18 protein-coding genes are annotated in these 16,720 nt (G+C 39.3%); 2 read left to right on the forward strand and 16 right to left on the reverse strand.

The window, feature by feature from the left end; genetic code table 11:
• Nucleotides 1-48 precede the first annotated feature (48 nt).
• From ACOZ9X_RS10085 to ACOZ9X_RS10130, 10 genes are all read right to left on the reverse strand, one after another.
• The gene (locus ACOZ9X_RS10085; RefSeq protein WP_423418028.1) at nt 49-2,268 is read right to left on the reverse strand and encodes a penicillin-binding protein; all 2,220 of its coding nucleotides are present in this window, start codon (nt 2,266-2,268) and stop codon (nt 49-51) included.
• A 15-nt stretch (nt 2,269-2,283) separates the two neighbouring features.
• Entirely contained in the window at nt 2,284-2,643 is a 360-nt protein-coding gene (gene ftsL / locus ACOZ9X_RS10090) for a cell division protein FtsL (RefSeq protein ID WP_423418029.1), read from the reverse strand.
• Between the two features lie 14 nt (nt 2,644-2,657).
• On the reverse strand, nt 2,658-3,590 hold the full coding sequence (gene rsmH, locus ACOZ9X_RS10095; protein ID WP_423418030.1) for a 16S rRNA (cytosine(1402)-N(4))-methyltransferase RsmH: 933 nt from the start codon (nt 3,588-3,590) through the stop codon (nt 2,658-2,660).
• Nucleotides 3,591-3,621: 31 nt separating this feature from the next.
• Nucleotides 3,622-4,053: a division/cell wall cluster transcriptional repressor MraZ gene (mraZ, locus tag ACOZ9X_RS10100; protein WP_191753698.1), complete on the reverse strand. Its 432-nt coding sequence runs from the start codon at nt 4,051-4,053 to the stop codon at nt 3,622-3,624.
• Nucleotides 4,054-4,181: 128 nt separating this feature from the next.
• Nucleotides 4,182-5,804, reverse strand: coding sequence for a bacillithiol biosynthesis cysteine-adding enzyme BshC (gene bshC, locus ACOZ9X_RS10105; RefSeq protein WP_423418031.1), 1,623 nt, complete (start codon nt 5,802-5,804; stop codon nt 4,182-4,184).
• Nucleotides 5,805-5,884: 80 nt separating this feature from the next.
• On the reverse strand, nt 5,885-6,268 hold the full coding sequence (locus ACOZ9X_RS10110; RefSeq protein ID WP_423418032.1) for a DUF3397 domain-containing protein: 384 nt from the start codon (nt 6,266-6,268) through the stop codon (nt 5,885-5,887).
• 4 nt (nt 6,269-6,272) lie between these two features.
• A complete protein-coding gene (locus ACOZ9X_RS10115; protein ID WP_423418033.1) occupies nt 6,273-7,160 on the reverse strand; it encodes a ketopantoate reductase family protein in 888 nt (295 codons plus the stop codon).
• A gap of 85 nt (nt 7,161-7,245) precedes the next feature.
• Entirely contained in the window at nt 7,246-8,784 is a 1,539-nt protein-coding gene (locus tag ACOZ9X_RS10120) for an acyl-CoA carboxylase subunit beta (RefSeq protein WP_423418034.1), read from the reverse strand.
• A 54-nt stretch (nt 8,785-8,838) separates the two neighbouring features.
• Nucleotides 8,839-9,051 carry an acetyl-CoA carboxylase biotin carboxyl carrier protein subunit gene (locus tag ACOZ9X_RS10125; RefSeq protein WP_144700945.1) on the reverse strand — a complete coding sequence of 71 codons (213 nt, stop codon included), beginning with the start codon at nt 9,049-9,051 and terminating at the stop codon, nt 8,839-8,841.
• A 21-nt stretch (nt 9,052-9,072) separates the two neighbouring features.
• Nucleotides 9,073-10,416 carry an acetyl-CoA carboxylase biotin carboxylase subunit gene (locus ACOZ9X_RS10130; protein ID WP_423418035.1) on the reverse strand — a complete coding sequence of 448 codons (1,344 nt, stop codon included), beginning with the start codon at nt 10,414-10,416 and terminating at the stop codon, nt 9,073-9,075.
• Between the two features lie 166 nt (nt 10,417-10,582).
• Here ACOZ9X_RS10130 and ACOZ9X_RS10135 point away from each other — a divergent pair, with 166 nt between their 5' ends.
• Nucleotides 10,583-11,062 carry an N-acetyltransferase gene (locus tag ACOZ9X_RS10135; protein ID WP_137789752.1) on the forward strand — a complete coding sequence of 160 codons (480 nt, stop codon included), beginning with the start codon at nt 10,583-10,585 and terminating at the stop codon, nt 11,060-11,062.
• Between the two features lie 32 nt (nt 11,063-11,094).
• On the opposite strand, the gene ACOZ9X_RS10140 is transcribed toward ACOZ9X_RS10135, so the two are convergent.
• From ACOZ9X_RS10140 to ACOZ9X_RS10155, 4 genes are all read right to left on the reverse strand, one after another.
• Entirely contained in the window at nt 11,095-11,667 is a 573-nt protein-coding gene (locus ACOZ9X_RS10140) for an RsfA family transcriptional regulator (protein WP_423418036.1), read from the reverse strand.
• A gap of 87 nt (nt 11,668-11,754) precedes the next feature.
• A complete protein-coding gene (locus ACOZ9X_RS10145; protein WP_423418037.1) occupies nt 11,755-12,516 on the reverse strand; it encodes an enoyl-CoA hydratase/isomerase family protein in 762 nt (253 codons plus the stop codon).
• An 80-nt stretch (nt 12,517-12,596) separates the two neighbouring features.
• Nucleotides 12,597-12,770, reverse strand: a complete 174-nt coding sequence (gene rpmF / locus ACOZ9X_RS10150) for a 50S ribosomal protein L32 (protein ID WP_066240492.1) — start codon at nt 12,768-12,770, stop codon at nt 12,597-12,599.
• Between the two features lie 51 nt (nt 12,771-12,821).
• Nucleotides 12,822-13,340: a YceD family protein gene (locus tag ACOZ9X_RS10155; RefSeq protein ID WP_423418038.1), complete on the reverse strand. Its 519-nt coding sequence runs from the start codon at nt 13,338-13,340 to the stop codon at nt 12,822-12,824.
• Between the two features lie 150 nt (nt 13,341-13,490).
• Between ACOZ9X_RS10155 and ACOZ9X_RS10160 the strand changes: the two genes are divergently transcribed.
• Complete coding sequence (locus ACOZ9X_RS10160) at nt 13,491-14,696, forward strand: nucleotidyltransferase (RefSeq protein WP_423418039.1); 1,206 nt, start codon at nt 13,491-13,493, stop codon at nt 14,694-14,696.
• A gap of 110 nt (nt 14,697-14,806) precedes the next feature.
• On the opposite strand, the gene ACOZ9X_RS10165 is transcribed toward ACOZ9X_RS10160, so the two are convergent.
• Entirely contained in the window at nt 14,807-15,850 is a 1,044-nt protein-coding gene (locus ACOZ9X_RS10165) for a SepM family pheromone-processing serine protease (protein WP_423418040.1), read from the reverse strand.
• On the reverse strand, nt 15,840-16,634 hold the full coding sequence (locus ACOZ9X_RS10170) for a patatin-like phospholipase family protein (protein ID WP_416731432.1): 795 nt from the start codon (nt 16,632-16,634) through the stop codon (nt 15,840-15,842). Before ACOZ9X_RS10170 ends, ACOZ9X_RS10165 begins: the two co-directional genes overlap by 11 nt.
• Nucleotides 16,635-16,720 lie beyond the last annotated feature (86 nt).

The raw sequence follows: 16,720 nt of genomic DNA on the forward strand, positions 1-16,720 counted from the left end.
TGTATGTCTCGTTTCAAATATATGCTTGTACACAAGCGCCTAGAACATTTAGTCTGTTACCGGAAGTTCTTCATCTTGAGACTGTTCCTCGCTAGAACTCGAATCTTCCACGTTCTCTTCTTCAGAATCTGTTTCTGATTCAGTTACTTTAGGAGGTTCTAGTTGAACGACAAAGAAATCTCCTTCTTTAACGGGGTTTCCTGGTTTAATGCTTTGTTTTACAGCAAATCCGCTTCCTGTTATCGTTTCTTTCAATCCAAGAAGCTTGCTGATCCTTAAGATATCCATGTAAGACCAATCTTTAACATCAGGCATTTTTGCATCACCAGACGTTCTTAATATGACTCGTTCACCTTTCATCACATAAGCACCTTCATATGGTTCTTGGTTGGTGATATCATTCCCTGAACCAATGACGGAAACCTGCATTCCGAGTTTTTCTAAATCACTCTTTGCTTTCTCAGCAGATTGTCCAGTGTAATCTGGTAATTCTTTACCGTAAGATTTCTTTACTTTAGAAGATTGATCCTTCACTTTAGCTTCAGGCTGAATATTTAAATATTGAAGCCCGCTTTTCATTACGCTTGTAAAAATATTAGCTACTGGTGTAGAACCCATCTCAGGAAACTCAACCTTAGGACGTTCCACGGCCACATATACTAAAAGTTTAGGGTCATCTTTTGGAGCCATTCCCAAGAAAGAGAATACGTTCTCTCCCCAACCAGAGATGTACTTTCCATCTTTTCCTACGATCTGTGCCGTTCCTGTCTTTCCAGCCACGCTATAACCATCGATCATATAAGGTTTACCCGTTCCATCTGTGACCACTGTTTCAAGTATATCTCTTACTTGTTTCGCAGTTTCTTCAGAAATAGGCTTACCCGCTACTTTCGGCTCATTTGATAACACCGTCTTCTTATTTTCTGGGTCCATGATCTTGTCGATCACGTATGGTCGCATCATCTTACCACCATTTGCAATAGCTGTTGCAGCTTGAATCTGTTGAATCGGAGTGATCGTCGTTCCTTGGCCGAACGCAGTGGTTACTTTTTCGATCTCATAGTTATAAAGGATCGATCCACTCTTCTCATTCGGAAGGTCAATGTTCGTCTTTTGATCTAATCCAAATTTAGAGAGATAACTCCTATATTTCTCATAACCTAGTTTTTCGCGTACAAGTTTTGAGAACGCAACGTTAGAAGAATTTTGAACTCCTTCGTTATAAGTAATCGGTCCCCATCCTCTTTTATTATGATCGTAAATCGGTCTTCCAATGTTCGGAAGCTTGTAGGAACCCGATTGGAACACCTCATTACCGTTGTATTTACCTTCTTCAATGGCTGCTGCCAATGTGAAGATCTTCATTGTTGATCCTGGTTCGAACGGATAAGAAACAGCGAAGTTCGTATAGTTTTTTATATCTTTTTTGTTCGGATTAAAACTAGGTGAATTACTCATCGCGAGAATTCTTCCCGTTTTCGGATCAGCAACGATACCCGTAATCTTTTCTGGCTTATATTTCTTCGCAGCTTCTTGCACCGCTTCATCTAAGTACAGTTGAATCTTCTCATCAAGAGTTAAATAGACATCCTGACCATGTTTCGGTGGTGTGATCGATTCTTTATTTGCTGGAATTGCACGACTGAAAGCATCACCGACAAAAGAGATCTTCCCATCCTTTTCTTGCAAATACTTATCTAGAGATTTTTCAAGTCCCATCAGACCAGTCTGAACGCCTTCTTCACCGTTTCCAGTGTATCCTAGTACATGAGCGGCAAAACTTTGGTTTGGATAATAGCGCCTAGATTCCCTTAAAAAATCAACACCCGGAATCTTCATCTTTTCGATCTGTTCTTTTTTGCGATAAGAAACTTTTCTTCCAGATGGGATTTCAACTTGAAATCTGCCTTCTTTACTCAAAAGCTCTTCTAAGTCTTCTTTATCAGAATCTAGTACTTTTGATAGTTTTTCTGCAGCCTCTTCTGGGTCTTTTATATGATTTGGATACTTTTTGTCGAGAATAGCGATCACGCTGTAAGAGGGAATGTCTTGTGCGATCACTTCACCGTTCCGGTCAAACATCGTTCCACGCTTCGCATCTAAAACGTCACTCTTCAACCATTTTCTCTTACCGTATTCGATCAAGTCTACCCCTTCTGCGGATTGAGAAGAAGCTACAAGAAAGAATTTACTTGTTAATACAAAAAAGAGCACGGTAAACACAACCATCAGAATACCTGCTCCAACGTTTTTTCTTTTTAATTTCATAACAACACCTGCTTTTTAGTCCTGAACCACTTTTACGTTCTTATCGTCAAAGATGAATCCTTGTTCCTTTGCCAACTTCATGATGCGTTCTGGATTGCTTAGTTCTGTTACTTGAAGGTGATAATCTTCAACGATCTTCGTTTCTGCAGAAAGGTCTTTTTGAATATTCTCAACTTCAGCAGTTGCCTGATAAACGGACGCGTATAGAGAAATGAGCCAAATCAATCCGGCAATTAAGACCACCCCCATAGCTCCCCATAATACGACTTCACCTTTTGTAAATATCTTACGGGATGGCTGCTGTACCGGTTTTGGGTTTCTTTCTGGCTGTAACTGTACTTGTTGTTTTTGAACTTGATAGGCTAAATTGCTCACTTTAGCTCTCCTCTCTATTTTTGTTTTTCAGCGACCCTCAATTTTGCTGAGCGTGATCTTCTGTTTTCTTCAAGCTCATTGTCTGTTGGTACGATCGGTTTTCTTGTGATGAGTTTTAATTCAGGTTTGTATTCTTCAGGAATAATTGGCAGTCCTGGAGGGAGTTCCGGACCTGTGCTTGCTTTTTTTAGGATATTTTTACACGCACGATCTTCTAAAGAATGGAAGGTGATAACCGCAATCCTGCCTCCGATATCTAGTAGTTTAATGGAATCTTGCAGTGCATCTTCAAAAGCGTTCAATTCATCATTTACAGCGATACGAATGGCTTGGAATGTCCGTTTTGCAGGATGTCCCCCTGTTCTTCTTGCAGGAGCAGGTATAGCATCCTTTATTATTTCGACAAGTTCTCCAGTTGTTTGAATCTCTTTTTTCTCACGAGCCGCTTCAATTTTTCTAGCGATCTGTTTAGCGAACTTTTCTTCGCCATATCTTGAGATAATCTTCATCAAATCATTGAACGGCCACTCATTCACAACTTCTTTTGCTGTAAGATCACTTGATTGATCCATTCGCATATCAAGCTCAGCGTCATGCTGGTAACTAAACCCTCTATCCGCTTCATCTAGTTGTGGAGAAGAGACACCTAAATCGAACAGGATGCCATCTACTTTATGTATGCCACGTTTAGAAAGCTCTTCTTTAATATGACGGAAATTGCTGCGAATAATCGTATACTTTCCTTCATGTTCCTTTAGAACCTGACGGGCGTTTTCAATAGCTATGTCATCTTGATCAAATGCGTATAGATGGCCAGTTTCTAATTGAGACAGAATAAGTGCGCTATGACCTGCCCCACCTAACGTACAATCAACATAAATTCCATCTGGTCTCACGTGTAAAGCATCTACTGATTCTTGTTTTAATACGGTTATATGGTCAAACATGGAAAATTCCTCTCTGCTATAAACTTAAGGGTTATAAATCAAAATCCATCAGACTTTCTGCAATTTCTCCAAATGAGTCTTCTGACTTTGAGAAGTATTCTTCCCAAATTGATTTACTCCAAATTTCAATTCTATTCGACACACCTATCACTACGCAATCCTTTTCTAGTTTTGCATAGTCTCTGAGCGGAGATGCAATGTTCACTCTTCCCTGTTTATCTAACTGACACTCAGCAGCCCCAGAAAAGAAAAAACGAGTAAAAGCACGTGCATCCTTTTTGGTGAATGGCAAACTCTTCAGCTTTTCTTCGATGACTTTCCACTCATTTAAAGGATATCCGAATACACATTGATCCAATCCGCGAGTTAAGATAAACTCTGTGCCTAGTTCGTCACGAAATTTGGAGGGGATGATCATACGTCCTTTTTCGTCGATGCTGTGCTGATACTCTCCCATGAACATATGATTACCCCACTTTCTCCCCTAAATCTACCACAACGCTCCACTTTTCACCACTACAAGTATTATTCGTGTACAAAAAAAAAAATCCTGCTGTAGCACAGGATTTTTTCTAAAATAATTTATCGTTTTTATACGAATACAATCTTATGTTTTCCATTAAATTGATAAGGGTATTGTACAAGGTTATCCACAAGACAGGAACCTTCTTCATTTAGAAATTGATAGATGTTCCAGATTCTTTCTTGCAGAATCCCTGTCGGCTTTAATTGCAGCATGATCTCATCAAATTCGGCAAGTGGATCTTTCACCTTTTTTCGAACACGCTGTTCTAGCTTATCCTCCATATAATCGATTTCTGCTAAGATTCTCTTCAAATTGTGATCCGCAACGGAAAGAAGCTTCGGATCGATATCTTCTGCTAGCTTTATTAGCTTTTCATAAGAAGAAGTAAACTCTGCTCTTACAGATTGCACTGTTTCATAAGTCTCGATCGGACGGTTTAAAGTAAACCACTCGCGTTTATATTCTTCCGTACCATTCTCTAAAACTTGTTTTACCGTTAAACTCTTTGAATGAAGCAATTCGTTAACCTCAGCAGTTACGAGAGTAAATGAAAGCCTTGGTGTTAATATCGGCATCATCCTATTAAATTGACTAAACACCTTCCCAAGAACAGCCCAATAGGCAATTTCACCAGGTCCAGCAACAAACGATAACACAGGTAGAAGAAACTCTTGCATCAATGGACGTGTCACGACATTATTGCTGAATTTTTCTGGGTGTTCAACCGCTTCATCAAGTAGGTCTGCTTTTGAGATCGTGAATTCTTTCTCTTTAGAGGAGAATCCATTTTCATCACGATACAGCAGGATTCGTTCCTGATCCTTCGTATAGAAAAGATGTGCGTTGTTATCTTGAACCTCTATTGGTGCAGAATAACCACTTTTGCACAGTTCTTCCGTGCGTAAGTTAAAAGCCTTGTCGATCCCACTGTTATGAAGAATCATCTCTTTTAACATCATCGATTGCAGTTTTTTAAACGCAGGATCTCCAGAATCTAATACAATCAGGCCGTCTGCAGAAAACCATTTGGAAAGAAGTTTCGCGAAGAACGTAACGATTGAATCTGATTCCTTCAAGATACGTTCTGTCTCTGCAACTAGATCACTAGTAAAAGCTGTTTCACCAAAGGAACGAAATACTTCCTTCAACCAAGGTTGAACCTCATCTCTATTCCATTCCCATTGGGAGGCTGAAGATTTAATGCTGCTCGCTGACTTTAATGATACTTTTTTCGCAGTGTTGTTCTTAGGAACCATAACATGGTTGATCTCATCCATATCATGATCTTCACCAGCTATCCAAAATATTGGAACAACCGGAACATTTAATTCTTTTTCAGCTTGTTTTGCTAATTGAATGGTACTGATGCACTTGTAGATCACTAAAAGCGGTCCAGTTAGAAGTCCTGCTTGTTGACCACCAACGACAGCTACACTATCTTCTGCATTCAACTTTTGTATGTTCTCTATTGTTTTGGGCGAAGAACCAACCTTTTGATTATAAGAAGTCAGATAATCCGTAAGACCCTGTCTAGGAAACGAATAACGCTTCAATTCCTGTTGTCTTTTTGTCCATTCATGCTTATCATAAGGAGATTTATAATCAAAAAAACGGACAACCTCCGCATCTCCGTTGGAGTACCCTTCTAAAAAAGGCGATGTATGAAGCTGCATTTCCTCCAGTCTCATTTATGAACTTCCTTTCTACGTATCAATTACATCCTTAACGAGTATAGCAAAGAACGATTGAAGAACATAAAAAATATGCTCTAAATGTCCAAAATACGTGAAATGATACCATATGTTATCAACGTAAAGTAACCAATTGAAAGAACAAGAAACTGCAGACGCCAGTTTAACCTAAGTATTTTTCCGATAGACAGATCCAAATCATTTTTCCATATCACATATGTAAAAAGTAAACAGCCGAATAGAAATACGAGTAGAAGAATCCAGTAATAAGAATGGCCCCAAATTTCTACAGTGATTCTTTCAATCGCCATAAATAAAAATAACGTTGTACTATCAACACCCGCCTTAAAGGCTTTTCTCCTTTTTTTCGTAAGCTTTAGCATGCTCTTATTAACAAGAAAAAAGACAATATAAGGAACGGTTATTAAAGTAGCAATAATCGCACCTAAAACACTAGCCAATCATTCATCCTCTCCTATCCAATGCACTAATCGCTTCATAAGCAAAACGAGAATAAGGGGTTTGAATCTTCATTTCGTTTCCTCTCTTAATAACCTCACCTGTAATACTCTCAATTTCAGTTTGCTTACCACTCTCTACGCTCTTTAACATTGAAGAGCGGTTTAATGAAGTAGTTCTGCATAGGTCTAACAATTCCTTCCATAACACTTCACGCCGTCCTGTCATTTTCAATACGGAAATCGCTTCTTCAAAAAGTTCTTTCATCATAGATAGTGCATGAGGGTTCGTTAAAAGTTCTCCATTTGTTATTCTTAACAACGCTGTGAGCGGGTTGATGGATGCATTCATAATTAGTTTTTCATAAACCATAGGCTCCCACTCTTTTTCTGATGCAACTGGAAAACGACTTGAATGGAGAAATCCACCCCATGTCTGTTCGGAATCCCCTCTATACGAGGCAACTTTTATCCTGCCTTCTCCAAGATGATGAACGGTCGTAAAATCTTCTTTGATCGCCCCATGCTCAACAACACCAATGCATAATTGTTTTTGTGGCAAGCTTTTCAAAAAAGACAGATGACTGATTCCGTTCTGAAGAAAGAGATAGGAAACTTCATTGTATGTAATCAATCTATGTAATTCATTCATAGCCGTTTGTTTAACTGCGATGATACACGATGATTCTTCACCAAGATATTGTTCAAATGGCTTCGCATCGACCTTTACGGTTGTATCTGAACCTCTTGTATCTCTGTAAGTTAATCCAGACTTTCTGAGTTCCTTTGCTTGTTCAGAGCTTCTTGTATATATTACAGGTTCTAGCCCGTTCTGCTTTAAAAAATAGGAAACCAATAATCCGATTGCCCCGCCGCCAATAACACTTATTCTCATAATAAAAATCACCTCAACTTACTCGATATTATCATATTCTTAAATCAACCTAAAAAAACCTCCCAAGTTCGGGAGGTTCATCTTATTAAACCGGATAGACAGGATGCTTTCTTTCACTAAATACCATTTCTTTATTTTCATAAAATGCAAAACGGTTTACAAGTTCAGTTCGCAAGGCTGAAGGCGAAACAATATCATCAATGATCATCTCAGACGCAAGCTTATAAATATCAATATGCTCTTTGTATTCTTGTTGTTTTTGCTGAACAAATTGAATACGCTCTTTTACATCTTCAATCTCATTAATCTTGTTAGAATATACAGCGTTCACTGCTGCTTCTGGTCCCATAACAGCAATCTGAGCCGTTGGCAAAGCAATACAACAATCAGGTTCAAATGCTGGACCCGCCATTGCATATAGACCCGCACCATACGCTTTTCGAACGATCACTGAAATTTTTGGTACAGTTACATCACTCATCGCAGCTATTAATTTAGCACCATGACGTATAATTCCAGCTCTTTCTACTTTCGTTCCGATCATAAAGCCTGGAACATCAGATAAGAAAAGTAAAGGGATCGAGAATGCATCACAAAGTGTTATAAATCGTGCTGCTTTGTCTGCAGAGTCAACAAACAATACGCCGCCTTTTACTTTAGGCTGATTTGCGATAATCCCGACTGGTTTTCCATCAATACGTCCAAAGCCCGTCACGATCTCTTGCGCGAATAATTTTTTCATTTCAAAAAAACTACCCTCATCAATGAGTCCATCAATAAATTCATACATATCAAACGGAACGTTCTGATTTTCTGGTACGATCGCTTCTAACTCTCTTCCCGCTTTAGGAGCGAGAGATTCGACAACTGGAGCTTTTAATTTATAGTTACTCGGGAAATAGGACAGATACCTTTTCGCTTCTTCAATAGCGTCAGTTTCATCAGCTGCCAATACGTCCCCGCATCCACTAACAGAGCAGTGCATTCTTGCTCCACCCATTTCTTCAAGCGTCACTTTTTCACCGATTACTTTCTCAGCCATTCGTGGACTTCCTAAGTACATGGAAGCATTTTGATCGACCATGATCACGATGTCACAAAAAGCTGGTATATATGCACCACCTGCTGCTGAAGGACCAAATAGAATACAAACTTGTGGAATCATCCCAGACATTTTTACTTGATTGTAAAAAATCTTGCCCGCTCCCCGGCGGTTTGGAAACATATCTATCTGATCTGTAATTCTAGCACCTGCTGAATCAACAAGATAAAGCATCGGAACTTTTAACTTTTGCGCGGTCTCTTGTATGCGAATGATCTTTTCAACTGTTCTAGCTCCCCAAGAACCCGCTTTGACAGTAGAATCATTAGCCATTACACAGACCGTCTTCCCGCCAACTTTACCTATCGCAGTTACAACCCCATCTGCTGGCAGATCACCTGCTTGGTTGTTTGCAAATTTAGCATCTTCAACGCTGTATTCACCATCATCAAAAAGAAGTATTAACCGGTCGCGTACGAACATCTTATTTTGAGAACTGTTCTTCTCATGATATTTTTGTGCACCACCAGCTTCTATTTGATCGATCTTTTCTTTTAATTGATTTTCTAATTTTGCTACCATGATATACCTCCTTCAAGAGAGTGAGCGCTCGTTCAGATTGGATGCAAGCTAATTTTATTTTAGTGTAACGAGTACGTCGCCCTCATTTACAAAATCTCCAGATGCAAACTTAATATTTTCTACTGTTCCCGCATCAACAGCGTCAACGGGTATTTCCATTTTCATAGATTCTAAGATAATAACAGTTTGTCCTGCCGCTACCTCGTCACCTTCACTCACCAATACTTGCCAAACTGTGCCTGCCATAGATGCTGTAATTTCTTTCATTTCTCTCTCTCCTCTGTCTAATTATGGTTTTGAAACTTTTCTCTTACTTAAATAGCTAGTGGTATAATCACCTTTTGTAAAATCTTCTTCTTTCAAAATCATTTGAAAGAGTGGCGTGTTTGTTTTCAATCCATCTATCTCTAGTGCATCAAAAAATTCAGCCGCACTCTTAATACATGCCTCACGATTGGAATCGCTTACAATTATTTTCGCAATCATTGGATCATAAAAAGGTGTAACAGCATTTCCACTATCATAACCTGAATCGATCCTTACCTTCTCAGAGCTTGGCCATACTAGTTTTTCAATCTTACCAGGTGACGGGAAGAAAGTAATTGGATCTTCTGCATAGAGTCTAAACTCTATCGCATGGCCTTTACTCATGATTTCCTCTTGAGTCAATGGAAGCTTTTCACCTCTAGCTACTTGAATCTGCCATCTTACTAGATCAAGTCCTGTAATACTCTCTGTAACAGGATGCTCAACTTGAAGTCGTGTGTTCATCTCCAGAAAATAGAAATCTCCGTTTTCGCTTACGACAAATTCAACGGTTCCCGCATTCACATAGTTTACTGCTTCTGCTGCTTTAACAGCCGATTCAGTAATTTTGGAACGAAGGCTTTCTGTTAAGAATGGTGATGGTGATTCTTCGACAACTTTTTGATTTCTTCGCTGAACGCTGCAATCTCTTTCAAAAAGATGAACGATATTTCCATGTGTATCACCCATGATTTGAACTTCAATATGTCTCGCATTCTCAATACATTTCTCGATAAACATTCTGCCAGAGCCAAAGTAGTTCTTAGCGCGTTGTTGTGATGAGACGAAATGTTTACGCAGATCTTCATTGTTATCACATTTCACCATGCCGATTCCGCCACCGCCGCTGCTTGCTTTAAGCATTACTGGATAACCGATCTGCTCGGCAAGTTTTACACCTTCTTCAACATCTTCGATAGGTTCGATCGTTCCAGGTACGATTGGAACCCCTGCTTGCTGCATCGTTTTTCTTGCCATGATCTTATCACCCATCCACTCAATGGTTTGAGGTGCGGGACCTATAAAAGTTATTCCAGCTTTCTCTATCTTTTTGGCAAACTCATCATTTTCAGATAATAATCCATAACCTGGATGGATAGCATCTACCTTATGTTTGAGAGCGACGTCTAAGATCACTTCACTCTGCAGATAAGATTTTGCTACCGGAGGTTCACCAATATGTACCGCCTCATCCGCAGCTTTTACAAAAGGGAGGTCTTTGTCTGCTTCAGAATAAACTGCAACCGTTTGAATGTCCATTTCCTTACACGTTTGAATAATTCGCAGTGCAATCTCACCACGATTAGCGATTAATATTTTTTTCATGTTCATCCTCCTTCCTGATGTCAACATTACCTTTTTCGACATAAAAACCAAAAAATCCTTTTTGTAAGCGTAAACTAAACGAATATTTTATTTTTAAAGAATTTTTTGCATAATTAGTATATACTATAACTATAGAGAAAAGTACAGAAAGACTGGGGGAGAACATATGTTAAAGTATGAAGTGAAAAAATTATTAGTTAACTATAAAACCCTTGAAGAATTTAAGCAGTTCAAAGAATATGGTGTACAAGAATTGTCAATGCTTGAGGATCTTCAAGAAAATATGATTGAAAACGACAGTGAGTCTCCGTTCTATGGTATTTATTATGGTGATAAACTAGTAGCACGGATGAGCTTGTATCAGATCGAAGCTGCTTATGATCAATATTTTGATCCTCCACAAGATTATTTAGAACTTTGGAAACTAGAAGTTTTGCCTCACCATCAGACAAAAGGTCTAGGAAAAGCATTAGTAGAGTTCGCTAAAACGTTCCACCTTCCGATCAAGACGAATGGCAGACAACAATCTGGCGGTTTTTGGGAGAAGATGGGCTTTGAAGCTGTAACTTATAATCAAGACCGTGATCGTGGTCAGAATCCTTATGTATGGTATCCAACAGGTGTAAGTGAACAACGTCTTGCATAAAAAATAAAAAAGATGGCATCTGCCATCTTTTTTTAATTTCTCACAGGAACTTCTACTAACTTCCTTGCCCTATCCATGATCTGCAATACATCTTTATAATCACGGTATACGGTTTCATATTCTTTATTTACTTTACTAAGTTTACTTTTTAAATTTCCATTTTCTTTTTTGAGATTCTGAAGTTTCAAGAGCAAAGCTTTATTTTCTGCTTCTAAGTTCTTAGAAACTGGCTTTTCAGCTTGAAGCTGCTGTAAAAATAATATGATGTCATTCAAAGATAGAGGCGTATCATTTTCTAAGCCATTTGAATGTTCCCTATGAAGTAACTCATCTTTATGGTTTTCAATGGTTGAAGCAAACTGTTTAACTTTACGTTTATTTCGCTCTTTACGTACTTTTTTAGCCTCAGTTATCGCTTTATCATATTGTTTACGGATGAGCGAGTTCCACCGAAAACCACAAGCAGCAGGTGTTCTCGTTAGTTTCTCTCCTACCTCTTCAAATGCAACGAGCTGTGTACTTCCCTCTCGAATATGCCGCAGTGTTACCTCAGCAAGAATAGCATCTTCATCTTTTGTCCAGGCATCCTGGCGCAAATTTGTCATTAAGATCCCCCCATTTTAGTGGTTTGTAATAAGAATATGCTAGTGCTAGATAAGATAGACTTTTTATTCTACTAAAATGGGGAAAACTTATTTTTTTAAGAAGGCATCTACTCTTTTATGATGTTCGTCTGAAGCCCATAACTTTGCACAACGTTCGATCTCATTTTGTACACTCTGCTTTATTTTTCCTGCATCAACTCTTTCAAGCTGAAGAGCTTTATAAGATTCAATGACACCAAGAGGTTGAGAAGTAAAACGATTTACATAGCGTTCTGTTTCTTTCAAACTGTTTCCTTTAATAACATATTGGATGAATCCATAATCCATGCCTTGCTTAGCAGTAACAGGAGTAGAGCTGTACAAGAGGTCCATCGCTTTTGTCAGGTTGATTCTTTCTAAGAGGTAAGTTCCCCCGCCCCAGCCCGTTGTTATGCCTAAACGACCTTGGATAAACCCTACCTTCGCTTCTGCTCGAGCAAGCCTAATATCGCATGCTGATGCTATCTCACATCCGCCTCCAACTGCTGAACCATTTAGAAGAGCAACAGTAGGTTTTGGAAAAAAGAATAGCTCATGAAGTATGTTACCCATTTTTGATAACATGCCATATGCTTGTTCTTCAGTCTTTAATGAATGAAAAGCACTAAGGTCTCCTCCCGAACAAAACGCTTTTGTACCTGCTCCCGTTATGATAAGAACTTTTACCTCTTCGTCCTTTTTTGCTGTGTTTAAAAGAGTGGATAAATGTTTCATCACATCGTAGTTGATCGCATTACGCACTGATGGACGATTCAATGTGATCCACCCAATTCCATTCTTTTTTTCCCATAATACAGGTTGATCGTTCACTATCTACACCTCCGATACAAAAGAAAACGCTTTATTTATGTATATGAAAAAACAGGAAGCCTATAGCTTCCTGTTTTTCATTACTTGCTAACTACTTCTTTTCCTTTGTAAGATCCACACTCACGGCAAACGCGGTGAGATAACTTGTATTCTCCGCACTGTGGACACTTTACCATACCAGGCATGGAAAGCTTGTAGTGTGTACGACGCTTCGCTTGGCGAGTTTGAGAAGTTCTGCGAAAAGGTACTGCCATTTGTATCCACCTCCTTAAAGGTTCTTGAAAGAATCATTATAACCTATTCTTTCACTTTTTGTCTTCGTCAAAAAATTTAGCCAGACTTTCCAAACGCGGATCAATCCGGTTTTTCATGTCCTCTTCCGTAACCCTCTGCCATCCTTTACCTTCTTTAGGAGCCGGACTGTCTGTCACATCAGCAGCCGTAATTTTCAACGGTTTTTCAAGCAAAATATGCTCTTCGATGACAGGGAGAAGGTCAACGTAATGTCCTTCGACTTTGTGAAGGCTCTCTTCATCTTCGTATTCCGTATAGTTCGGATCGAAAATAAAAATTTCCGTCGTTTTTACCGAGAATGGAAATTCCACATCTACCAATGTGTTGGCACATGGCAACACCATTTTTCCTTTTATGTTTAAGTAAAAAGTGGCTTTTTGCTGAGTTACATCTGCATGTCCTTCTACGTGAACAGGATCAACGCTTCTGATCTCCGGGTCTTTTTCCATCACTCCGCTCGCATCAACATTTTGTTCAAACGTTAACGGTTTACGGTAAAAATTTTTAATTTCTTGTAGTGACCATTTCATGTCTTTATCACCTCAAGGCAACAGTAGTAATTATATCGGTCATCAAATAAAATGTCAATATTTTATCTTTACACTGATACTTTTGATTCTAAACTCTTTTTAGTACAATGTAAACAAGTATAATCGAACGTTTAAAAGGAAGTGGAACAGTTGAAAGCAACTGGTGTTGTTGTAGAATATAATCCGTTTCACAATGGACATTATTATCATTTGCAAGAAACGAAAAAAGCTACAGGTGCTGATTGTATTATCGCCGTGATGAGCGGTAATTTCCTTCAACGAGGAGAACCCGCTCTTTTGTCAAAATGGAAAAGGACTAAGATGGCGCTGTTAGGTGGAGCCGATCTTGTTATTGAACTTCCATATTCCTTTGCTACTAGCCATGCGCCTCGTTTTGCATTTGGAAGCATATTTTTGCTTCAATCACTTGGTGCAGAGTCTTTTTGTTTTGGAAGCGAATCTGGGGATGTTGAACTTTTTAGCAAGACTCATGACTCGTTGAACGCTCAACAAGAAACCTACCAGAACCTTGTTCGGTCACTTATGAGCAAGGGTCTATCATACCCCTCAGCTTCTTCACGCGCATACGAATCACTTGATATTCCGTTGGCTCTCGATCTCAGTAAACCGAATAATATTTTAGGTTTTGAATATGTAAGAGCTAGCCGTGAGTTAGGTTCTCATATTCGACCTGTTACGATAAAAAGGAAAAATGCTGATTACCATGATGTCATGCTCGGTAAAGGTAATATTGCTAGCGCAACTGCCATCAGAGAAGCTATTTTTAAAGGTGATGTAAAACAAACTGCAGCATATATGCCCGAGTACACACTCGAGTTGTTAGCTGAAGAACGGGTTGAAAAAGGTACTCTTATGAACTGGGAACGCTTCTTTCCTCTTCTTCGTTATCAACTATTATCTACAAGTCACCGTGAAATAAACCGTTATTACGAAGTTGAAGAGGGTTTAGAATACAGGATGATCGAAGCGATGAAGAGATCTGACTCATTTGAAACGTTTATGAAACACTTAAAGACAAAACGATATACATGGACAAGGCTGCAACGGGCGTGTTTACACGTTCTAAATAAGGCGCAAAAAGAAGAGATGTTGGCCATTTTAGACTCACCTCCTTCGTACATTCGCGTGTTAGGAATGACTGGTAAAGGAAGGGATTATTTAAGTACTGTCAAAAAATCTTTAGACCTTCCTCTTGTTACTACTGTCTCTAATCATGATTTTGCTGGATTGAGGATGGAAGCGAAGACATCTTTAATCTATGCCCAAGGTGCAGCTCAGGATATTCTGCGAGCTGAAAAAGAAGAATTTAACACTCCGCCAATAATGGTGAATTGATTAAGGATTGCAATTATTTTTGATGGCGCTCGTCGGAGCGTGCTTAACAGCCGCTCCGACGAGCTAAAAAAGGATGCAGAAGCTACATGTGGCTTCTGCATCCTTTTTCTCTACAATTTTTTCAGATAATCCAGGGCATCGTTCAGCGTTTTAACCGGAACGATCTTCATTTTGGAGCCTATATCTTTTTGAGCCTTCACCGCATCACTATAGTTATCTCCATCAACAGGGGCAAAGAAAATCTCGGCACCTGCTTCATCAGCTGCAACAATCTTTTGTTGTATACCGCCGATTGGTCCTACATTCTTTTGAAGGTCCATCGTACCGGTTCCTGCAATCTTCTTCCCATGTGTAAGATCATCTGGTGTTAGCTGATCCATAATTTCTAACGTGAACATCAACCCAGCTGATGGTCCTCCGATCTGTGAGGTATCAATCTTCACTTTCGGATCTGTTACGATGGATACATCTGCTACAGGAGAAGTGATGCCAAGGCCCGCTTTTGGTCCTTGATCTTGAATATATTTCTTTGGAAACTCTTCAATATTTAAATTGACATTCAATTTTTTATCTCCGCGTAAAATAGTTAAGTCTACTGCATCTCCTGCTTTCTTAGGAGCGAGGGTATCAAGAAGTTTCTTTGTTTCCATAACCGGATTACGGTCAACCGCGATAATCTTATCTCCAACTTTTAACTTTTTTTCTGCGGGCATGCCTGACATGATTCCCGTAACATAAACACCATGGTATTCAATATCTACTTTTTTTCCTGCTTCTTGAAACGCAACAATCGTTGCAGCATGTTGTGAATCTTCCATCATTTGAAGTTGTCTTTGATTGTACTCTTCATCTGTCTCATCTTCTCCTCGGATCTGATCAGCAGGGATGACTTCACGATAATCACTCAGCTTTGCCCATATGTATTGCGGAATGTTTGCTGTACCTACCGAAACGGTTGTCAGCATGAACACTCCCTTATCGTCGTCTCCTCCCTCTACGCTAATGATGGGGTCTAATACTCTGGCATCCCCGGGGGAGGTAATGTAGTAAGGAAGTGGATAGAATGCTATAAAAGCAAACACCAGCAAAAAAAGGATGATAAATTTATTTTGCGAGAAAAAGTTTCTTCGTTTCGTTGTTTTTTCAGTGGTCATGCATAGACTCCTTCCAGTTGTTGATCTTCTCTAAGATTTTTGGTATCTGTTTTCTTCCTGCTTCTTCTCCTATAGCGATTATATCATTTACATCCTTAAATGCTGTAGAACTGAACTGCTCAACCATTGGACGGATCATAATATCTGCTGAAATCTCGTGCCAGCGCACCATTTCGCGCTGCATGATATCAATGCTTTGGATGATAACATCAAAAATGGATGAAACTTGAAGTTCGGCTTTGAAATGAGAGATATCTACTGCGATTACTAGGTCTGCTCCCATCTCTCTTGCCACAGAAACAGGTACGCGATCGATGACTCCACCGTCCACTAAAAGTTTTCCGTCTATTTTTTCAGGAACTAATATGCCGGGAATCGAGATGCTAGCACGAACTGCATCTGCAATAGGACCTGTTCTAAAAACAACTTTTTCTCCTAGCAGTAGATCTGTTGCCACGATCGCTAACGGAATTTCCGTTTGTTCAATATGTTTTTGTTTAGTGAGAAGCCTTACAAGTTCTTTGATTTTCTTCCCTGTAATAAACCCCATCTTAGGAACCGTGTAATCCATGTAATATTTACGTTTAAAGAGCGTTGCCATCCGGTAAAGATTTTCATCGCTGTGCCCCATACTTACCATCGCACCGACCAAAGCTCCCATGCTGCTCCCAGCTACCATGTCTATAGGAATCCCAGCATCTCTTATTGCTTTAACAACACCAAGATGAGCAAATCCTCTAGCACCACCAGATCCTAGAGCAAGTCCGATTTTCGGTTCTTTCATCCTTTGCTCCTCCTTTAGAAGCACCGTCTTTTTTTAACATATGGTCTAAAGAGTAAGGCTATACGTATAAATAAGGATGAGGACAA

Origin of the sequence: Fictibacillus nanhaiensis (genome assembly GCF_049537595.1) — a bacterium.
GTDB classification, from domain to species: domain Bacteria; phylum Bacillota; class Bacilli; order Bacillales; family Fictibacillaceae; genus Fictibacillus; species Fictibacillus nanhaiensis_F.

Bases quoted from the DNA above. Each gene is read 5' to 3' on its own strand.
- ACOZ9X_RS10085 (WP_423418028.1), bottom strand. From the start codon at position 2,268: ATGAAATTAAAAAGAAAAAACGTTGGAGCAGGTATTCTGATGGTTGTG.
- rsmH (WP_423418030.1), bottom strand. From the start codon at position 3,590: ATGTTTGACCATATAACCGTATTAAAACAAGAATCAGTAGATGCTTTA.
- mraZ (WP_191753698.1), bottom strand. From the start codon at position 4,053: ATGTTCATGGGAGAGTATCAGCACAGCATCGACGAAAAAGGACGTATG.
- bshC (WP_423418031.1), bottom strand. From the start codon at position 5,804: ATGAGACTGGAGGAAATGCAGCTTCATACATCGCCTTTTTTAGAAGGG.
- ACOZ9X_RS10115 (WP_423418033.1), bottom strand. From the start codon at position 7,160: ATGAGAATAAGTGTTATTGGCGGCGGGGCAATCGGATTATTGGTTTCC.
- ACOZ9X_RS10120 (WP_423418034.1), bottom strand. From the start codon at position 8,784: ATGGTAGCAAAATTAGAAAATCAATTAAAAGAAAAGATCGATCAAATA.
- ACOZ9X_RS10125 (WP_144700945.1), bottom strand. From the start codon at position 9,051: ATGAAAGAAATTACAGCATCTATGGCAGGCACAGTTTGGCAAGTATTG.
- ACOZ9X_RS10130 (WP_423418035.1), bottom strand. From the start codon at position 10,416: ATGAAAAAAATATTAATCGCTAATCGTGGTGAGATTGCACTGCGAATT.
- ACOZ9X_RS10135 (WP_137789752.1), top strand. From the start codon at position 10,583: ATGTTAAAGTATGAAGTGAAAAAATTATTAGTTAACTATAAAACCCTT.
- ACOZ9X_RS10140 (WP_423418036.1), bottom strand. From the start codon at position 11,667: ATGACAAATTTGCGCCAGGATGCCTGGACAAAAGATGAAGATGCTATT.
- rpmF (WP_066240492.1), bottom strand. From the start codon at position 12,770: ATGGCAGTACCTTTTCGCAGAACTTCTCAAACTCGCCAAGCGAAGCGT.
- ACOZ9X_RS10155 (WP_423418038.1), bottom strand. From the start codon at position 13,340: ATGAAATGGTCACTACAAGAAATTAAAAATTTTTACCGTAAACCGTTA.
- ACOZ9X_RS10165 (WP_423418040.1), bottom strand. From the start codon at position 15,850: ATGACCACTGAAAAAACAACGAAACGAAGAAACTTTTTCTCGCAAAAT.
- ACOZ9X_RS10170 (WP_416731432.1), bottom strand. From the start codon at position 16,634: ATGAAAGAACCGAAAATCGGACTTGCTCTAGGATCTGGTGGTGCTAGA.